This window comes from Chroococcidiopsis sp. TS-821, assembly GCF_002939305.1.
Lineage (GTDB): Bacteria > Cyanobacteriota > Cyanobacteriia > Cyanobacteriales > Chroococcidiopsidaceae > Chroogloeocystis.
On the sequence record NZ_MVDI01000001.1, the window covers coordinates 530,241 to 546,348 of the forward strand.

The window sequence follows — 16,108 nt, forward strand, 5'->3', positions numbered from 1 at the left end:
GTTTCTACAATGTCCTAACTCTATTGACTAGAGCTGTATTAGAAATCTGTGAAGACGGGTTGTGTCTATGTAGTTGCAGTTTCAACCGCCAGACACCAATAAACCTAACCCATTTGTCCGGTTCGCAATTACGCCTGACCCCTGACCCTTGTCATCACCATCAAGCTATATAAATTTCAAAATAAATTTGTATATTAATTTTATAAGTAGGAGAACTACGTATACCATCAGAGGTAGATAATAATTATGCAGCCTACTCGCGAAATATTGAATTGATGTTTACTCTTGAACCAGCCAAATGTCCTCCGAGGGCAGAAATTGGACAAATGAGCCGCATCTTAGTCGTCGAGGACGAAGAGTTAATCCGCGAAATGCTAGTTCTCGCGCTAGAGGCTGAAGGTTATGCGATCGCAACTGCTGCGGATGGCAGAACAGCATTATCCATGCTGCAAACTACCGAGGCAATTCAAAGCGAAGTTCCGTTCGATTTAGTCGTATTAGACTTGATGCTACCGCAAATCAACGGTCTCGATGTCTGTCGCCTACTCCGCCATCAAGGAAATCAAATCCCCATCCTCATTCTGAGTGCAAAAGGCAGCGAAACAGATCGCGTCTTAGGTTTAGAAGTAGGAGCTGACGACTACCTTACCAAACCTTTCAGTATGCGCGAACTCATTGCTCGATGTCGTGCTTTGTTACGTCGCCAGCGCTTCAATAGCCTACCGCAACTACCGCTACTCCAGTTTAAAGATGTCACGCTCTACACGCAAGAATGTCGGGTTACTGTACGCGGTGAAGAAGCAAGTCTCTCCCCAAAAGAATTTCGTCTACTCGAACTATTCATGACATACCCTCGCCGCGTTTGGTCGCGCGAGCAATTACTCGATCAAGTCTGGGGCGCAGATTTTATTGGTGACAGCAAAACCGTTGACGTACACATCCGTTGGCTACGCGAAAAATTAGAAAAAGACCCCAGCCACCCCGAATACATCATCACTGTACGCGGCTTCGGCTACCGCTTTGGTTAAGATACGAGTAAGTGACTGGTGGCTAGTCGTGAGGGATTGGTTCTTTGCACGAAAGCCTGTGGAGCGTCCCCCAACCGCTGACTCACATTAACTCATTTTCTGCCAAAACCGATAAGCTAGTAGCAGATAGGTAAAAAAAGCTATGAGCTTTGAATGGCGTTGTTGGAATTCTTATTGGGACTGGCGATAGGACTGGGAATTTGGTTTTGGCAATGTACCAGATTCCAAAAAAAATTACAGCAAGTGTTGCGCAGGCTTCCTTCTGAAGCTACAGAAATTTCGCTACCTTCGATTAATTTACTGCAGCGAGCAATCATTAGACAAAAAGAGCAAAACGCCAAGTTACAAGCAAAAATTGACTTGAGCGAATATCTCTTAGAAGTTGCGCCTATAGGCTATTTAGAAGTAGATGAAGAAAATCAATTGCTGTGCTGTAACCCCCAAGCGCAGCAGTTATTGAATATCCAAAAGTGGAACCCACAACAATTGAGGCTACTTTTAGAGCTCGTGCGATCGTATGAATTAGACCATCTGATTGACAAAACCCGCAACCAGCAACAGCCACAAGTCAAAGAATGGGTATTTCACCCAGCTTTTACAAATACCATGTCCATCGGCGAAGCTCAACCCCGCACGTTACGAGCGTTCGGCTATTCGTTACCAGAAGGAAGAGTCGCTGTCTTTATTGAAAATCGCCAACCATTAGTAGAACTCGCGCAATCTCGCGATCGCATGCTTTCCGATTTAGCCCACGAATTAAAAACACCACTTACCTCAATTCGTCTTGTCGCCGAAACTTTGCACGATCAGCTACAACCACCACTTCAGCGTTGGGCGGCGCGCATCCTCCCAGAAATTGACCGCTTGATCAACTTAGTTCAAGACTGGCTAGAACTCAATCAACTCGAAGCTAACGGTAAATTAAATCGCCAAAATGTCGAAGTGCGATCGCTCATCAACAGGGTGTGGGAAACCCTCGAACCTTTAGCGCAAAATAAACAAATACAATTAAGTTATTCTGGTCCCGAAGTTGTATGGCTCAACGCTGATGAATCGCGACTTTATCGCTTGTTCTTGAATTTATTTGATAACAGCATCAAATACAACCCTCCCACCGGAAAAATTGACGTCAAGCTCAGTATTATCGCAGCCGAGCTCCAGATCGATATTATTGATTCTGGTCCAGGTTTTCCCAGCAGCGATTTACCTTATGTGTTTAATCGCCTCTACCGAGGAGATCCCGCACGCACGCGTCAGCAAGCTCCTTCAACCGTTCCAAGTTATTCTATCAGTTCAGGTTGTGGTTTGGGCTTGGCGATCGCCCGCCAAATTGTTTTAGCACACGGCGGAACAATCAAAGCAATGAATCATCCGCAAACAGGTGGCGCTTGGTTACAAATTCTGCTTCCAGAGGTATTAGCGAATCCTCAAAATTAGCACTAACATGAAGGTACCACACAACCAAAATCTTGAGCGCAAACATTGCGAAGCGTGAATGTTAATTCGAGTTCGGAGCGCCGCCACTTTGAACGCCGCCTCAAAAGCTTAGAGCGTGATGTTCTCCGCATGGGAGCTTTAGTAGAAAATTCCTTTAGGCTGAGTCATCAAGCATTGTTTGCCCGCAACTTAGAAATTGCCAAAGAACTCCCCCGCCTGGATAAACAAATCGATCGCTTCTACAAACAAATCGAGTTAGAGTGTGCGGCATTACTAACATCAGAATCTCCCGTAGCACAGGATTTACGTTTACTAAGTGCCTTCATGCAACTTGTCCGCGATTTGGAGCGCATCGGTGATTATGCCAAGGATTTAGCCGAAATCGCCATCAAACTTTTTCGTTATCCCCCACACTACTGCATTCCTCAAATCGAAGCAATGTCGCTTCACGCGCAAGCAATGCTTGCCACTAGTTTAGTTGCACTTGCAGATCTCGATGCCGATGCTGGAAAAGCAGTCAAACAGCTTGATGACTTCGTAGATAACTCTTATGACACACTCTACCAAACCTTAGCAACCGAACGCGATATTCAAGGTGTTGTCGAACCAATTTTGTTGTTAGTACTAGTCATTCGACATTTAGAACGCATGGCAGATCATGCAACTAATATTGGTCAAAGAGTAGCCTACATTGTCACTGGTCATAGATCTTAGCACAACTTTGTTGCAGGATTTTTGTGCGTTATCCAAGGCTATTTACCTATTGCTCTAATCTTTAACAAAAGCCTTACCTGTTCTTAAACTTGTAGCTTTAAGATTATTATCATTAAAGCTATAGTAAAAGCCATAGGCTAATTCAACGTTATTATAGTCGCGCTTAAGCTTACAACAGCTAATAAAACTTAAGTGTGTTAACTTGACTTTACGATTTGCTCTCACAGGTGTGGTTTTTTGCTTAAAAAATCTAGTTAGTTTTATCAATGCAAGATTTAACAAACTAACGTATCTAAAATATTTAAACTTAACTGAAATGTGCAGCCTATGGAGAACGAAATTTACCACAACACGAGTGAAGATTAATCGATAATAACCACACCAACGAAACAAAAACGGTTAAACCAAATATGACTATCTCCGCTCCAAACCCACCTTTACCTTCTCCAATTAGTCAGCGCATATTTAGCCGTAAAGAACTCATTCCACCACGTCAAGATCTTTTGTGGAAAATCGAACGTGGAGCCGTACGTACCTTTACCTGGAGCGAACAAGGGACATTAATTACATTGGGATATTGGGGAGCAGACGATGTAGTAGGTTATCCTCTTTCACGCGTCAATCCTTATCAAATCGAGTGCTTAACCAGCGTAGAGATGAGTCTTTTGCCTGCAGGATTGTGGCACGAAGCAGTAGATGCAATGTTACTACACATCCAACAATCAGAAGAACTCCTCAGTATCGTGCATCGCAAACCTGTGTCTATGCGACTGTGGCACTTTTTAATCTGGCTATCAGAGAAGTTTGGTCGCGAAGTCGAACAAGGGCGGTTAATTGATTTAGCGATTACGCATCAAGAGATAGCAGAAGTAATCAACACGACACGTGTCTCTGTAACTCGATTATTGCAGCAATTTGAAGAGGAGGGAATGTTGCTGCGTTATCAAAGACGGTTGATTTTATGTTTAAGGAAATAATCAACCAATCGAAATCAAAAAGTAATGGAAATTAGTAGAGCCACTATCGGCTTTGGAATAATGTAAACTTGAATAATCTACGCGTTACAGCAAATATACTTATTTGTCTGTAACACAATTTGGTGTGAGAGATGAACAATGACAAAAATATTCTGGAATGCTTTGCGGCTCAGTCCAGTCCTATTAGGAGCAACCCTGCTGCTAGCTGACCGCGTGCAAGCAAATGAGACGCCAGCAGACATTGTAGTGCCAACAGCAACCACAAGCCAAGTGGCATCTCAAGTCGAACCAGCGCCGCAAATGGTCATAAGCCAAGCGCCGACCAATAATTCCCTGGCACAAGTGACATCAGTGTCGCAGTTATCCGACGTGCAGCCGACCGACTGGGCATTTCAAGCGTTACAGTCGTTAGTCGAGCGCTACGGTTGTATTGCCGGCTATCCAGATGGAACGTATCGCGGCAATCGCGCCTTGACCCGCTTTGAATTCGCCGCTGGGTTAAACGCCTGTTTAGACCGCGTTAACGAGTTGATCGCCACCGCCACCGCCGACCAAGTGACCCGCGAAGACTTAGCAACTCTGCAGCGCCTGCAAGAAGAATTTGCCGCAGAAATTGCAACGCTGCGCGGTCGCGTGGATGCGCTCGAAGCACAAACCGCAGAACTAGAGGCAAATCAGTTCTCAACCACAACCGTCCTCAACGGCGAAGTGATCTTCGGCATCTCGGACGTGTTTGGCGACTCAGCCGTCGGTGGCGCCGACTTAGAGTACAACACCGTTGTTGGCGCGCGGGCGCGGTTGAACTTTGACACTAGTTTTACCGGTAAAGATCGCTTAAGAACGCGTCTCCAAGCAGCAAACCTTGACAACAATAGTGATGAAACGGGGACAGCAATGACCCGTTTAGGCTTTGACACCAACACGGGGAACGATGTTGAAATTGATGACTTTTACTATCGTTTCCCCATTGGTAACGCCGCTTTAGTTCAACTTAACTTCACGAATGCTGAACTTGACGATAACATTTTCACCTTCAACCCAGCGTTTGAAAGCAGCGGTAGTGGTGCAATATCCCGCTATGGTCGATTCAGCCCAATTTACCGCCAAGCTGAAGGTGGTGCTGGCATAACCTTAACACTTAATCCAGACGGTCCTCTTTCTTTATCTGGAGCGTTCTTTGCACCGGATGCAGAAGACCCTGGCACAGGTAGTGGACTCTTTAATGGTGCTTACGGCGCTATAGGTCAACTTTCCTGGCGTGCTAATGATACTTTCAGTATCGGTGCTACTTATGCACGTACCTATCAAAATACAGAAAGCGGTATCAATCTATTCGGTTCTACGGGTAGCGCTAATGCTAACGCACCTTTTGGCGAAGTAGCAACTGAAGCTAACCACTACGGCGTGCAAGCCAGTTTAAAACTCGGTACAACCTTAAACCTCTCAGGTTGGGTAGGTTACTCAACTGCGGATGCTTTAGCAGGACCCAACGCAGGTGCTGATGCGAATATGTTCTACTGGGCAACTGCACTAGCAATACAAGATTTGGGTAGAGAAGGTAGTCAGTTAGGTTTGATCTTTGGTCAACCTCCGAGAGTAACAGACAGCGCTCTAGTCGAAGACCCAGATACTTCCTATCATCTTGAAGGATTGTATCGCCTACAGCTTACCGAAAATGTTGCTATCACTCCTGGCGTATTAGTGATCTTTAATCCAGAACACAATAATGCTAACGACACGATTTATGTAGGAACACTCCGTACTACATTCTCGTTTTAAGAGACACGATCAACGCGCTGTAACTATAGTTTAATCTTCCATTTTTTTGGAGTGACAATTTCAATACCAAAAACAATGCATCTAGAAATTCTTATGTCAATTACTTATTTTTTTTTATATAAATTCTAGAGAAATCACGGGTAAAAGATAAGAGATTTGCTTGTATAATCTAATGCTGATGGCAGATATACTTCAAACCTATAATCTGTTCAAAAATCGGTGTGAGAGAGATAAACTAATGACAAAAATATTCTGGAATGCTTTGCGGCTCAGTCCAGTCCTATTAGGAGCAACCCTGCTGCTAGCTGACCGCGTGCAAGCAAATGAGACGCCAGCAGACATTGTAGTGCCAACAGCAACCACAAGCCAAGTGGCATCTCAAGTCGAACCAGCGCCGCAAATGGTCATAAGCCAAGCGCCGACCAATAATTCCCTGGCACAAGTGACATCAGTGTCGCAGTTATCCGACGTGCAGCCGACCGACTGGGCATTTCAAGCGTTACAGTCGTTAGTCGAGCGCTACGGTTGTATTGCCGGCTATCCAGATGGAACGTATCGCGGCAATCGCGCCTTGACCCGCTTTGAATTCGCCGCTGGGTTAAACGCCTGTTTAGACCGCGTTAACGAGTTGATCGCCACCGCCACCGCCGACCAAGTGACCCGCGAAGACTTAGCAACTCTGCAGCGCCTGCAAGAAGAATTTGCCGCAGAAATTGCAACGCTGCGCGGTCGCGTGGATGCGCTCGAAGCACAAACCGCAGAACTAGAGGCAAATCAGTTCTCAACCACAACCGTCCTCAACGGCGAAGTGATCTTCGGCATCTCGGACGTGTTTGGCGACTCAGCCGTCGGTGGCGCCGACTTAGAGTACAACACCGTTGTTGGCGCGCGAGCGCGGTTGAACTTTGACACCAGCTTTGGTGGTCGAGATCTATTGAGAACGCGTCTCCAAGCAGCAAACTTTGATAATACCACTAACGAGACGGGGACAGCAATGACCCGTTTAGGCTTTGACACCAACACGGGGAACGATGTTGAAATCGATGACTTGTTTTATCGTTTCCCCATTGGTAACGCCGCTTTAGTTCAACTTAATGCTAATGCAGGACTAGATAGCGGGCTATTCACCTTCAACCCTGCTTTTGACAGTACTGGTCGCGGTTCAATCTCGCGTTACGGTCAACGTAGCTCAATCTACCGCACAGGCGGCACCGGTGCTGGATTATCTGTGATCTTGAATCCAGAAGGTCCTTTCACCGTATCGGGGGCGTTCATTGCGCCTACGGCAAACACTCCTGAAGCAGGTACAGGAGTCTTTCAAGGGGCTTACACTGCTTTAGGTCAAGTTGCTCTCCGAATCAGCGATACTTTCACAATTGGTGCAACCTACGCTCGTGCTTATCAAAACACAGCCAGCGGAATTAACTTGTTTGGCTCAACAGGTAGCGGTAATGCTAACGCACCGTTTGGTGACGTTGCTACCGAAGCTAACCACTACGGCTTGCAAGCAAGCTTACAACTGGGTACCACCTTGAACCTTTCAGGTTGGGCAGGTTACTCGACTGCTGATGCTTTAGTAGGACCTGCCGCTGATGCAGATATATTCTACTGGGCAGCTTCATTAGCACTACAAGACTTCGGTAGAGAAGGCAATCAGCTGGGTATCGTTTTTGGTCAACCACCGCGAGTTACAGAAAGCACAATTGCTACAGACCCAGACATTTCCTACCATCTTGAAGGATTCTACCGCCTACAGCTTACCGAAAATGTTTCGATTACTCCTGGCGTATTAGTGATCTTTAATCCAGAACACAATAATGCCAACGATACAATTTATGTAGGAACACTTCGTACTACATTCTCGTTCTAAAGTAATTATTAGAACTATTTAGCCGAGGCTGGGGCGATCGCTACTTTGGTCGCCCCACTTATTTTTTCATATTAAGTTGATTGCTGCTCAGAGGAAAACTTTGAAGGCGGGCGATCGCTACTCCAAGCCCACCACACACAGCCACAACGACACTGATAAAACTCTTGCCACTTGCGGCGATAATTATCGGTCATCACAGGCGATCGCCGATTCAGCCACACATTTTCCGCATCTCGACTCGAAGCACGACAAGTAGGACAGCAAAATTCATACGCGTGAATTGCTTTTTTAGTCCATTCAGGCGGAACAGGAGCAAACGCATCCATTCAGGAATCCTTTATGAAGAGGTTAGATAGAGGTCGGAGATTAGGGAAGCAAATGCATCCATATCTATAGTAAGTGGGGGAAAATAAACATAGGTGACTGGTAATCGGTAATTGAAAAGAATGTCTCTTCCCTCGTCCCCATTATCTTACTGCCCCACTGTCGTATTATTGTGCTGAACTAAAGTCAATGGAGCCAGCTATTGAAATTCGCCGCCTTGTAGAGATCATGCCAGCTTCTGGTCGCATGATGACTAAAATTGTAAATAAACCAGAGCAAGCAACCGTAATCCATAGCCCGTTTCCCCTGCCTTGGAATCAGCAACGATTGATATATATTAACTTTGACTTATGGCGTCGGCTCTCGCAACCGCAAAGAGACCTGCTATTGTTACGCACGGTATCTTGGCTTTTGCAAGTTAAGTGGTTAAAGCCAGATATTTATCAAGGTGTTGCGATCGCTGGATTAATCGGCGCAACAATCGAATTAGTGCAACAAGACGCTGTAGGAGTTGTAGTTGCAGGTGGTTTGAGCGCGATCGCCATTAATCGCATTTGGCGTAATAATCGCAGTACGCAACTCGAAATCGAAGCTGATGAAGCCGCGATTCAAATTGCCCAAAGGCGCAACTACATCAAAGCTGAAGCCGCAGAACATTTACTATCCGCCATCGAAGCCGTTGCCAAACTCGAAAAGCGTCCTAGTTTAACGTTTGTTGAACTTGTTCGTTGCCAAAATTTACGCGCGATCGCGGGTTTATCCCCAGTAAGTGTCCCTGAAGCCTTTAAGTAAGAGTTAGGGGTGAGAGGCAGAAGGCAAAAGACGAGGGATAATGATGTTTAGTATTCCTTACGCTTTCCCCATCCCCGAACCCGATCTCTGACCTCTCATTTACTCATTTACAGCGATACAGTTGATAGTCGTAACCATTCACAGGTGGTGAAGATAAAGTATCAACCGTACAGCCATCTACTTGCACTGGGGCGTGAAAATTAATTAACCACAAGTCTAAAGGTCGAGGAAAATTATTGACCACTTGTTGTAAAGTTGCAGAAGCTGTGCTTGTTTCACGTGCTAGCAGAAATTGCGGCGTATCTATTCCAGCCAATTTAAATTCTCTTCCTATCCCCATCATTTCACCGATTTGTACGTGCGTTCTGTGTGTTGTGGCGACGAGAATCGGCGATCGCGAGGCATTTTGTATAATCTCCAGCATCAAGTCAGGACGGTAGTATTTTTGATAGCCCAAATTACACACCACCGTAATCGCACTCAGTAGCCCCATCAGCCAAATTAAGGCGACAGCACGTTTTCCTTGCAAATCAGGAGTTCGCCAACAAACAGCAAGACTTGCTCCAAGTAAAACCATCACCGCCGGAAAGTAGACGAAGTTGTAACGCGCACCACGCGTGAGATCGATCCCTAAAGCGTAAGTAAAGAAAAAGAACAACGCGATCGCACTACATACAATCCCGACAAAAACCCAAGTCATTAACCGCATTTTCGGTTGTGCGAGTTTTACCTTGATACCGCAATACAACCAAGGTAGCGCCCATAAAAAGAAAATGAGCATCACAACACCTGAAGCAATGACAATCGGTAGCTGTGGGGCTTCTACTGGTAGCAACGATATCATCGTCAACCAAGCCGCCAGTGCTTGAAAAATCGGGTTAAGCAACGCCAATAACCCATTGCTACCGTTTTGAATCCAATCTGTGAGGTCGCTACCATAATTATTTTGGAAAAAAACAGGTAGCCACACTAAACTGCCCAAAAATGTCCCCACCGCAACAAGCAAAATTTGCCACCAAGGGTTAGCACTCCACGTCAAGTGAAATCCAGCACTTTGACGCTGACGCCACCACAACACGATTAACACAATCGCTTCAGCACACAAAGTCAACACAAAAAAATAGTGCGTGGCAATTCCTAAAAAATTTGTAATAATCCAAACAACAACGAGCCACAGAGGAATTGGTTTGCGGTACTCAAGCCGTCGAATGGCGATCGCTAAACAACTCAAAGAAGCAATCACCCATACAATTGCCAGCGTGTAATGTCGGGCTTCTTGCGCTAAAAAAATGCCATAGGGCGAAACCGCCATCATCGCCGCCGCTAGCTGACTCACAAGGCGCGAACGAAAACTCAGCCAACTCAGCCCATAAATTGCCGGAATCGATGCTGCACCAAGTAACGCCGGAAGCGATCGCGCTACCCATACCGAAACTAAATCTGTTGATTCTGGCGACCAAAAATTCATCCACAAATGAGCTAGCACAAAGTATAGCGGTGGATGATTACTTTCTGTAACTAGATTTTGAACGACCTGTATAACACCATGACTCGGATTATGTTGCAACGGTTGCAAAAGTGTATCAAGCGCGATCGCCTGATTTAAAGGCACGCCCAGAAAACTATTCCCCAAGCTAAAGACTAACGTCGAAAATTCATCCGTCCAAGGTGGTTTACTCGCAAGTCGCGTCAACCGCAAACCAACAGCGATCGCTGTCCATCCTAACAGCAACAATATATCTTGGCATTCATTCTTGAGCTTGTGATTGCGTGACATCAGTATAGCGATTAGTGGTTAGTAGTTAGCGTCTGTGTAGCTAAAAGCTTTTCCATACTCATCAGTTTTCAATATTTACTGACACAATTGAAACAGAAGTGCAGTTAATTTCTGATGTTCTGTGACTAATAAAGCCGTTGAAAAGATTCTGGCGCGGGTTTTAACAGGTGACGAATTATCTTCACACGAGGGAGTCATCTTATTACAGCAAACCGATGAAGACGCGATCGCCGCAATTCGCGATACTGCCGATCAACTCCGCCGCAGGCAGGCAGGCGATACGGTAACGTACGTCATCAATCGTAATATTAACTTTACAAATATTTGCGAACAGCACTGTAGTTTTTGCGCGTTTCGCCGCGATTCTGGTGAAAAAGAAGCTTACTGGCTCAACTGGGGGCAAATTCTCGAAAAAACAACTGATGCTGTCCAGCGTGGTGCAACAGAAATTTGCATGCAAGGCGGATTAAACCCGCAAGCAAAAATCAACGGACGTTCCTTGCCTTATTATCTAAAACTCGTAGAAACTATCAAAACACACTTTCCACAATTGCACTTACACGCTTTCTCACCCCAGGAAGTTGAATTTATCGCGCGAGAAGACGATATCAGTTATGCTGCTGTCATTGCTGCTTTACGCGATGCGGGAGTGGGGTCAATGCCAGGAACCGCAGCCGAAGTCCTCGACGATCGAGTTCGGCGAATTTTGTGCCCAGAAAAAATCAACACAGCAACTTGGCTCGAAATCGTCAGTACCGCGCATCGCCTAGGCTTACCAACAACGAGTACCATGCTCTCTGGGCATATAGAAACACCCCAACAGCAAATTCATCACCTCGAACAATTGCGATCGCTACAAAAAACAGCACGCGATCGCAACTATCCCGCAGCGATTACCGAATTCATTTTGCTACCGTTTGTCGGTCAAGAAGCCCCCAAAGCATTACGCCGCCGTGTTGGCAGAGATCAACCAGTACTTGCTGATGCCTTATTACTCACAGCAGTAGCGCGAATTTTTTTAGGAAACGTCATACCCAACCATCAACCCAGCTGGGTCAAACTGGGGCTCTTCGGGGCAGTAGAAGCTTTAAAGTGGGGCTGCAACGATATCGGCGGTACTTTGATGGAAGAACACATTACCACGATGGCAGGTGCGATCGGCGGTACGTGCATGGAAGTAGAAACGCTACAAACTGCAATTACTTCTATCAAAAGACCATACGCACAACGCGATACGCTTTATAACTTAGTTGTAAAAAAAGATGAGAAGCAAGCAGTTAGTAGCTAGAAGTGACGAGGGGTGAGGAGTGAGTGATGAGTTTTGAGTTATACAAAACACTATTCTTCCTCTACCCTTCTACTCCAAATAATTGATCCCCACAGTGCCAATCCGAGATAGGATGGACGTTGATTTCTGTCTTTTCTTACCTAATGCTTATGAAGCGCTATTTGTCTCGTCTACTTACCCTCGCTTTGGTTGTTGTTATTGGCTTGACAGGCTGTTCTAACAACATTTTTTCAGATAGTCTAAGTGGAGATTATCGTCAAGATACGCTCGCTGTGGTCAACACGCTGAGAAATGCCCTCGACTTGCCTGAGGATGCGCCGGAAAAAGCCGAAGCACAAGCAGAAGCACGTCAAAAGATCAACGAGTTTGCTGCGCGTTACCAGCGCGATAGTGCCGTTGCTGGGTTGAGTTCTTTTACCACAATGCGAACTGCGTTAAATTCCTTGGCAGGACACTATAGTTCTTATCCAAATCGTCCCGTACCAAAGAAACTCAAACAACGGTTAGAGCAAGAATTCAAGCAAGTAGAAATGGCACTTAACCGAGGTAGCTAAAATCTTGATGAAAGAAATATTCCTATCAAAAATAGTTAGGTGTAGCGGTTTGAGCAATTAAGTTAAAAACCTGAGACGGTTTCCTTTATTTGCCACAGCTAAGAAATTGAATGGCTTAGGAAACCGAAGCAGAGCTTTTGTAGTCTCTAACACTAGTCTTGAAAACTTCTGCAACGCAGGGTACTTACTAGTGACCTATTAGCGTGCCTTGTAACGTTTTTAAGTGCAACTAGTTGCAGAAAGCGTTGTTTTTTGAGCAACGCTGGTTGAGGCTATCACTTAATGTATGCGTTAATAATTAGCCTTGTCACTATCAGCCTTACAAGACAAATTGATTGATTGTACTTATGTTGTGTTTGTGGTAATGTCCAACCATCGTTTGAGATTTGCCCGTTCTCGTTTTGCTTGGCAACGCTTGGTTGCTACTGTGTTGACAGGTAGCTTAGTGAGTGCCAATTTTGGTAGTCCTCCAGCACAAGCGCAGACAACGGCATATTGTCAGCTCACAGCAGCAGCAATCCAAGAAAAAGAAACTTTACGTCAAGCAGCACTACAAGGTAGTACAGACGCGCAGAATCGCTATAGAGCAATACTCAATCAACACGCTCAAATTTTACGAGATTGTCGCAATCGTACTTGGCCACAAACGCAAGCTGTATGGTTACGGTTATATCCTTGTGATATTCAACCAGGCGTCCTCGATAAAGTGATGGACCACGTTGTTAATCGCGGTTATAACCAAGTGTATGTAGAAGTATTCTACGACGGTCAAGTATTACTACCAGCAGCAGCAAATCCTACCGTTTGGCCTTCAGTGGTGCGAGTTCCTGGGGCTGAACGAACCGATTTACTTGCCCAAGCGATTCAAAAAGGACGCGATCGCGGCTTGAAAGTTTATGCTTGGATGTTTTTGATGAATTTTGGCTACTCCTACGGACAGCGCCCCGATCGACAATCAGTACTAGCGCGCAATAGTAAAGGTGAAACAAGTTTGTACGTCGTCGATAATGCAAGCCAAGTATTTGTCGATCCCTATAACCTGCAAGCCAAACGAGATTATTACCAACTAGTACTCGAAGTTATGCGCCGTCGTCCTGACGGGGTTCTCTTCGATTATGTGCGCTATCCCAGAGGCTTAGGTGCAGGGTCTGTCGTCAACAGAGTGCAAGATTTGTGGATTCACAGCGAAGCGGCGCAACAAGCCTTGTATCGTCGGGCGCTGAACAACAAAGGACTCAATTTAATTCAGCGCTTTCTCAGTAAAGGATATGTCACCGCCAGAGATATCGAAATCGTCGATCAGCTTTACCCACAAGAAGGCGAACCGCTGTGGCAAGGTCGCACGCCACCTCCAGCACCACAACCACCTAATGAACCGCCAACGGCTGCGCAAAGACAGCCTCAATTACAGTGGGAATTATGGCAACTCAGTGTTGCTCATGCGATTCAAGGTATTATTGACTTTTTAGCAGTTGCAGCGTGGCCTGTCCAGCGCCAGGGAGTGAAAGCAGGTGCGGTCTTCTTCCCAGATGGGAACCAAGCAGTTGGTCAAGGTTATGACTCGCGATTGCAGCCTTGGGATCGCTTTCCAACGACTTTAGAATGGCATCCAATGTCTTACGCTGCTTGTAATAATACAAGTTGTATTGCGGCATTGGTGCAGCGAGTTTTGCAGTACGCGCCTCCAGGGACACAAGTGATTCCTGCGATCGCTGGCGTTTGGGGTAGACCAATTAGCAATCGTCCATCCTTAGAAGCCCAAATGCAGGCACTGCGAGCCTATGCGCCACGAATCCAAGGTATTAGTCACTTTGCACTCTCTTGGCAAGAACCACAGCTAGAAAGCGAGCGTAAGTCTTGTCGAATCCGCTAAGTATTAGCAGAGGACAGCGGTTTGTGTTGCATTTTGTCTAGAACCTCTGGGCTTAAATTTCGACAACACCTGTAAACACGCGCTGCGCAGGTCCCGTCATCCACAACCGCTGATCGACTTCGGACCACTCAATTTGCAAACAACCTCCAGGAAGTTCGACTGTCGCAGTGCGATCGCATCTCCCCGTTAACACACCTGCAACTAAAGCCGCACAAGCCCCTGTCCCACACGCTAACGTAGCGCCTGCACCGCGTTCCCATACGCGCATCTTCAGGTAGTTACGGTTGACAACTTGAATAAATTCTGTGTTTGTTCGTTGCGGAAAAACCGCGTGATGTTCAAATTGCGGACCAATCTTTTCTAAAGCAATTGCCGCGACATCTTCAACAAATGTAATACAGTGCGGATTCCCCATACTGACACACGTAACATCCCAACTTTGTCCTGCAACTTCCAAGGACCAATCGACGATCTTTTCATTCTCTGCACCTAAAGTCGTTGGAATTTCGCTTGCTAGTAACCGAGGAACGCCCATATCAACTTTGACTTGACCATCAGGCATAATTTGCGGTGTAATAATGCCAGCCAGCGTATGAATCCGTTTTTGGCTATTATTTTCGTTATCACCGTCAATTTCTGCAACAAATGCCGCTAAACAACGAATCCCATTACCACACATCTCCGGTTCCGAACCATCCGAGTTAAAAATCCGCATCGTGTAGTCAGTACCGTTTTGCCCTGGTAATGCGAAAATAACGCCATCCGCACCAATACCAAAGTGGCGATCGCACAGCTTAATTGCTTGTTCGGGCGTGACTACAGGCTGTGATGACGAGCGATTGTCAATCAAAATAAAGTCGTTTCCGAGTCCGTGATATTTGGCAAATTCAATCATCATAGAATTTTCTAGTAAGTGAAAATAACTGTAACTTAAAGATTGGTAACTGGTAACTGGTCATTGGTAAATATCTTTTTGTTTTCCATTACCGATTACCCATTACCCCTTTCCCAACGAAAAAACCAAAATTATGTCTAACGAATTCGATCCAGCGTTACCTAGCACTCGCCAAGTTCAAACCTTAATTAAACAAGCAAACCGCGTCGAGTTAAAACTTGTCACTGGCGATTTAGTCATTGGCAAAATTAGCTGGCAAGATCAAAACTGTTTGTGTATTATCGATGCAAATAATCAGACAATCATTGTCTGGAGAAGTGCGATCGCTTATCTCAAGCCCATGAAATAAGTGAGTAGTAGTCTAAAAGTATATCTCCTGTAATGGTGTTTCATTTCTCTTTTAATACATTGTGGTAAAACTAGTTTTGATTTTATGCTTCAGCACTTCTCGGAAGACGAACCATTTATTATGCCTTTGCATCATTTAGGAGGAGGGTTATACAACCAGATTCTACGCTTTTTTCAACAGACAAATTTTATGCCAAACGTTGTCCAAGAAGCGACGCAACTGCAAACAACAATTAGCTTAGTTGCTGGTAGTTTTGGTGTCGCCCTTCCGCTTCGCTACAAAATTTACAAAGACCAGGTGTTGTTTGTAAAACGCTTCAAGAGCCCACACCAGAACTTGAAATTGCTGTAGCCTGGCGACAATACGACTTTTCTCCAGTGTTACAGAAGTTTATTGATACTGTTCAAGAAATTTTCTAGCTGTGCGTCGCAATCAGATTACCAATTCCCTA

General features: G+C 45.5%; 15 protein-coding genes. 12 read left to right on the top strand and 3 right to left on the bottom strand.

All coding sequences use genetic code 11. The annotated features are described in order from the left end of the window. The first annotated feature begins 275 nt into the window (after positions 1–275). The 6 genes from B1A85_RS02515 (at position 276) to B1A85_RS02540 (ending at position 7,805) form a co-directional block, all read left to right on the top strand. The gene (locus B1A85_RS02515) at positions 276–1,028 is read left to right on the top strand and encodes a response regulator transcription factor (protein WP_104545338.1); all 753 of its coding nucleotides are present in this window, start codon (positions 276–278) and stop codon (positions 1,026–1,028) included. A gap of 153 nt (positions 1,029–1,181) precedes the next feature. Next, on the top strand, positions 1,182–2,465 hold the full coding sequence (locus tag B1A85_RS02520; RefSeq protein WP_104545339.1) for a cell wall metabolism sensor histidine kinase WalK: 1,284 nt from the start codon (positions 1,182–1,184) through the stop codon (positions 2,463–2,465). Between the two features lie 54 nt (positions 2,466–2,519). Then, positions 2,520–3,179, top strand: a complete 660-nt coding sequence (gene phoU, locus B1A85_RS02525; RefSeq protein ID WP_104545340.1) for a phosphate signaling complex protein PhoU — start codon at positions 2,520–2,522, stop codon at positions 3,177–3,179. Positions 3,180–3,589: 410 nt separating this feature from the next. Beyond that, positions 3,590–4,156 carry a Crp/Fnr family transcriptional regulator gene (locus B1A85_RS02530; protein ID WP_104545341.1) on the top strand — a complete coding sequence of 189 codons (567 nt, stop codon included), beginning with the start codon at positions 3,590–3,592 and terminating at the stop codon, positions 4,154–4,156. Between the two features lie 138 nt (positions 4,157–4,294). Next, positions 4,295–5,935 carry an iron uptake porin gene (locus tag B1A85_RS02535; RefSeq protein WP_104545342.1) on the top strand — a complete coding sequence of 547 codons (1,641 nt, stop codon included), beginning with the start codon at positions 4,295–4,297 and terminating at the stop codon, positions 5,933–5,935. A gap of 238 nt (positions 5,936–6,173) precedes the next feature. Beyond that, positions 6,174–7,805: an iron uptake porin gene (locus B1A85_RS02540; protein WP_104545343.1), complete on the top strand. Its 1,632-nt coding sequence runs from the start codon at positions 6,174–6,176 to the stop codon at positions 7,803–7,805. A gap of 71 nt (positions 7,806–7,876) precedes the next feature. On the opposite strand, the gene B1A85_RS02545 is transcribed toward B1A85_RS02540, so the two are convergent. Beyond that, positions 7,877–8,131, bottom strand: a complete 255-nt coding sequence (locus tag B1A85_RS02545) for a hypothetical protein (RefSeq protein ID WP_104545344.1) — start codon at positions 8,129–8,131, stop codon at positions 7,877–7,879. 187 nt (positions 8,132–8,318) lie between these two features. Between B1A85_RS02545 and B1A85_RS02550 the strand changes: the two genes are divergently transcribed. After that, positions 8,319–8,921 carry a DUF3318 domain-containing protein gene (locus B1A85_RS02550; protein ID WP_104545345.1) on the top strand — a complete coding sequence of 201 codons (603 nt, stop codon included), beginning with the start codon at positions 8,319–8,321 and terminating at the stop codon, positions 8,919–8,921. A gap of 103 nt (positions 8,922–9,024) precedes the next feature. Here B1A85_RS02550 and B1A85_RS02555 read toward each other — a convergent pair whose 3' ends face one another. After that, positions 9,025–10,698 carry a glycosyltransferase gene (locus tag B1A85_RS02555; protein ID WP_104545346.1) on the bottom strand — a complete coding sequence of 558 codons (1,674 nt, stop codon included), beginning with the start codon at positions 10,696–10,698 and terminating at the stop codon, positions 9,025–9,027. 121 nt (positions 10,699–10,819) lie between these two features. On the opposite strand from B1A85_RS02555, the gene cofH reads away from it, so the two are divergent. The 3 genes from cofH to B1A85_RS02570 all read left to right on the top strand — a co-directional run bounded on the left by cofH (position 10,820) and on the right by B1A85_RS02570 (position 14,413). After that, the gene (gene cofH, locus B1A85_RS02560) at positions 10,820–11,986 is read left to right on the top strand and encodes a 7,8-didemethyl-8-hydroxy-5-deazariboflavin synthase subunit CofH (RefSeq protein ID WP_104545347.1); all 1,167 of its coding nucleotides are present in this window, start codon (positions 10,820–10,822) and stop codon (positions 11,984–11,986) included. A gap of 149 nt (positions 11,987–12,135) precedes the next feature. Next, positions 12,136–12,540, top strand: coding sequence for a photosystem II protein Psb27 (psb27, locus tag B1A85_RS02565; RefSeq protein WP_104545348.1), 405 nt, complete (start codon positions 12,136–12,138; stop codon positions 12,538–12,540). 364 nt (positions 12,541–12,904) lie between these two features. Continuing rightward, positions 12,905–14,413 carry a family 10 glycosylhydrolase gene (locus B1A85_RS02570; protein ID WP_104545349.1) on the top strand — a complete coding sequence of 503 codons (1,509 nt, stop codon included), beginning with the start codon at positions 12,905–12,907 and terminating at the stop codon, positions 14,411–14,413. Positions 14,414–14,465: 52 nt separating this feature from the next. Here B1A85_RS02570 and dapF read toward each other — a convergent pair whose 3' ends face one another. Then, complete coding sequence (dapF, locus tag B1A85_RS02575) at positions 14,466–15,311, bottom strand: diaminopimelate epimerase (RefSeq protein ID WP_104545350.1); 846 nt, start codon at positions 15,309–15,311, stop codon at positions 14,466–14,468. A gap of 130 nt (positions 15,312–15,441) precedes the next feature. Here dapF and B1A85_RS02580 point away from each other — a divergent pair, with 130 nt between their 5' ends. Together B1A85_RS02580 and B1A85_RS02585 are read left to right on the top strand one after the other, a co-directional pair. Next, the gene (locus tag B1A85_RS02580; protein WP_104545351.1) at positions 15,442–15,657 is read left to right on the top strand and encodes an RNA-binding protein hfq; all 216 of its coding nucleotides are present in this window, start codon (positions 15,442–15,444) and stop codon (positions 15,655–15,657) included. A gap of 84 nt (positions 15,658–15,741) precedes the next feature. Beyond that, on the top strand, positions 15,742–16,008 hold the full coding sequence (locus tag B1A85_RS02585; RefSeq protein ID WP_146087129.1) for a hypothetical protein: 267 nt from the start codon (positions 15,742–15,744) through the stop codon (positions 16,006–16,008). Positions 16,009–16,108 lie beyond the last annotated feature (100 nt).

Excerpts from the sequence above, each read along its gene's own strand:
- dapF (WP_104545350.1), bottom strand. The coding sequence starts at position 15,311 with ATGATGATTGAATTTGCCAAATATCACGGACTCGGAAACGACTTTATT.
- B1A85_RS02580 (WP_104545351.1), top strand. The coding sequence starts at position 15,442 with ATGTCTAACGAATTCGATCCAGCGTTACCTAGCACTCGCCAAGTTCAA.
- B1A85_RS02535 (WP_104545342.1), top strand. The coding sequence starts at position 4,295 with ATGACAAAAATATTCTGGAATGCTTTGCGGCTCAGTCCAGTCCTATTA.
- B1A85_RS02570 (WP_104545349.1), top strand. The coding sequence starts at position 12,905 with ATGTCCAACCATCGTTTGAGATTTGCCCGTTCTCGTTTTGCTTGGCAA.
- B1A85_RS02585 (WP_146087129.1), top strand. The coding sequence starts at position 15,742 with ATGCTTCAGCACTTCTCGGAAGACGAACCATTTATTATGCCTTTGCAT.
- B1A85_RS02550 (WP_104545345.1), top strand. The coding sequence starts at position 8,319 with ATGGAGCCAGCTATTGAAATTCGCCGCCTTGTAGAGATCATGCCAGCT.
- B1A85_RS02520 (WP_104545339.1), top strand. The coding sequence starts at position 1,182 with ATGGCGTTGTTGGAATTCTTATTGGGACTGGCGATAGGACTGGGAATT.
- psb27 (WP_104545348.1), top strand. The coding sequence starts at position 12,136 with ATGAAGCGCTATTTGTCTCGTCTACTTACCCTCGCTTTGGTTGTTGTT.
- B1A85_RS02545 (WP_104545344.1), bottom strand. The coding sequence starts at position 8,131 with ATGGATGCGTTTGCTCCTGTTCCGCCTGAATGGACTAAAAAAGCAATT.
- B1A85_RS02540 (WP_104545343.1), top strand. The coding sequence starts at position 6,174 with ATGACAAAAATATTCTGGAATGCTTTGCGGCTCAGTCCAGTCCTATTA.
- B1A85_RS02515 (WP_104545338.1), top strand. The coding sequence starts at position 276 with ATGTTTACTCTTGAACCAGCCAAATGTCCTCCGAGGGCAGAAATTGGA.
- B1A85_RS02555 (WP_104545346.1), bottom strand. The coding sequence starts at position 10,698 with ATGTCACGCAATCACAAGCTCAAGAATGAATGCCAAGATATATTGTTG.
- B1A85_RS02530 (WP_104545341.1), top strand. The coding sequence starts at position 3,590 with ATGACTATCTCCGCTCCAAACCCACCTTTACCTTCTCCAATTAGTCAG.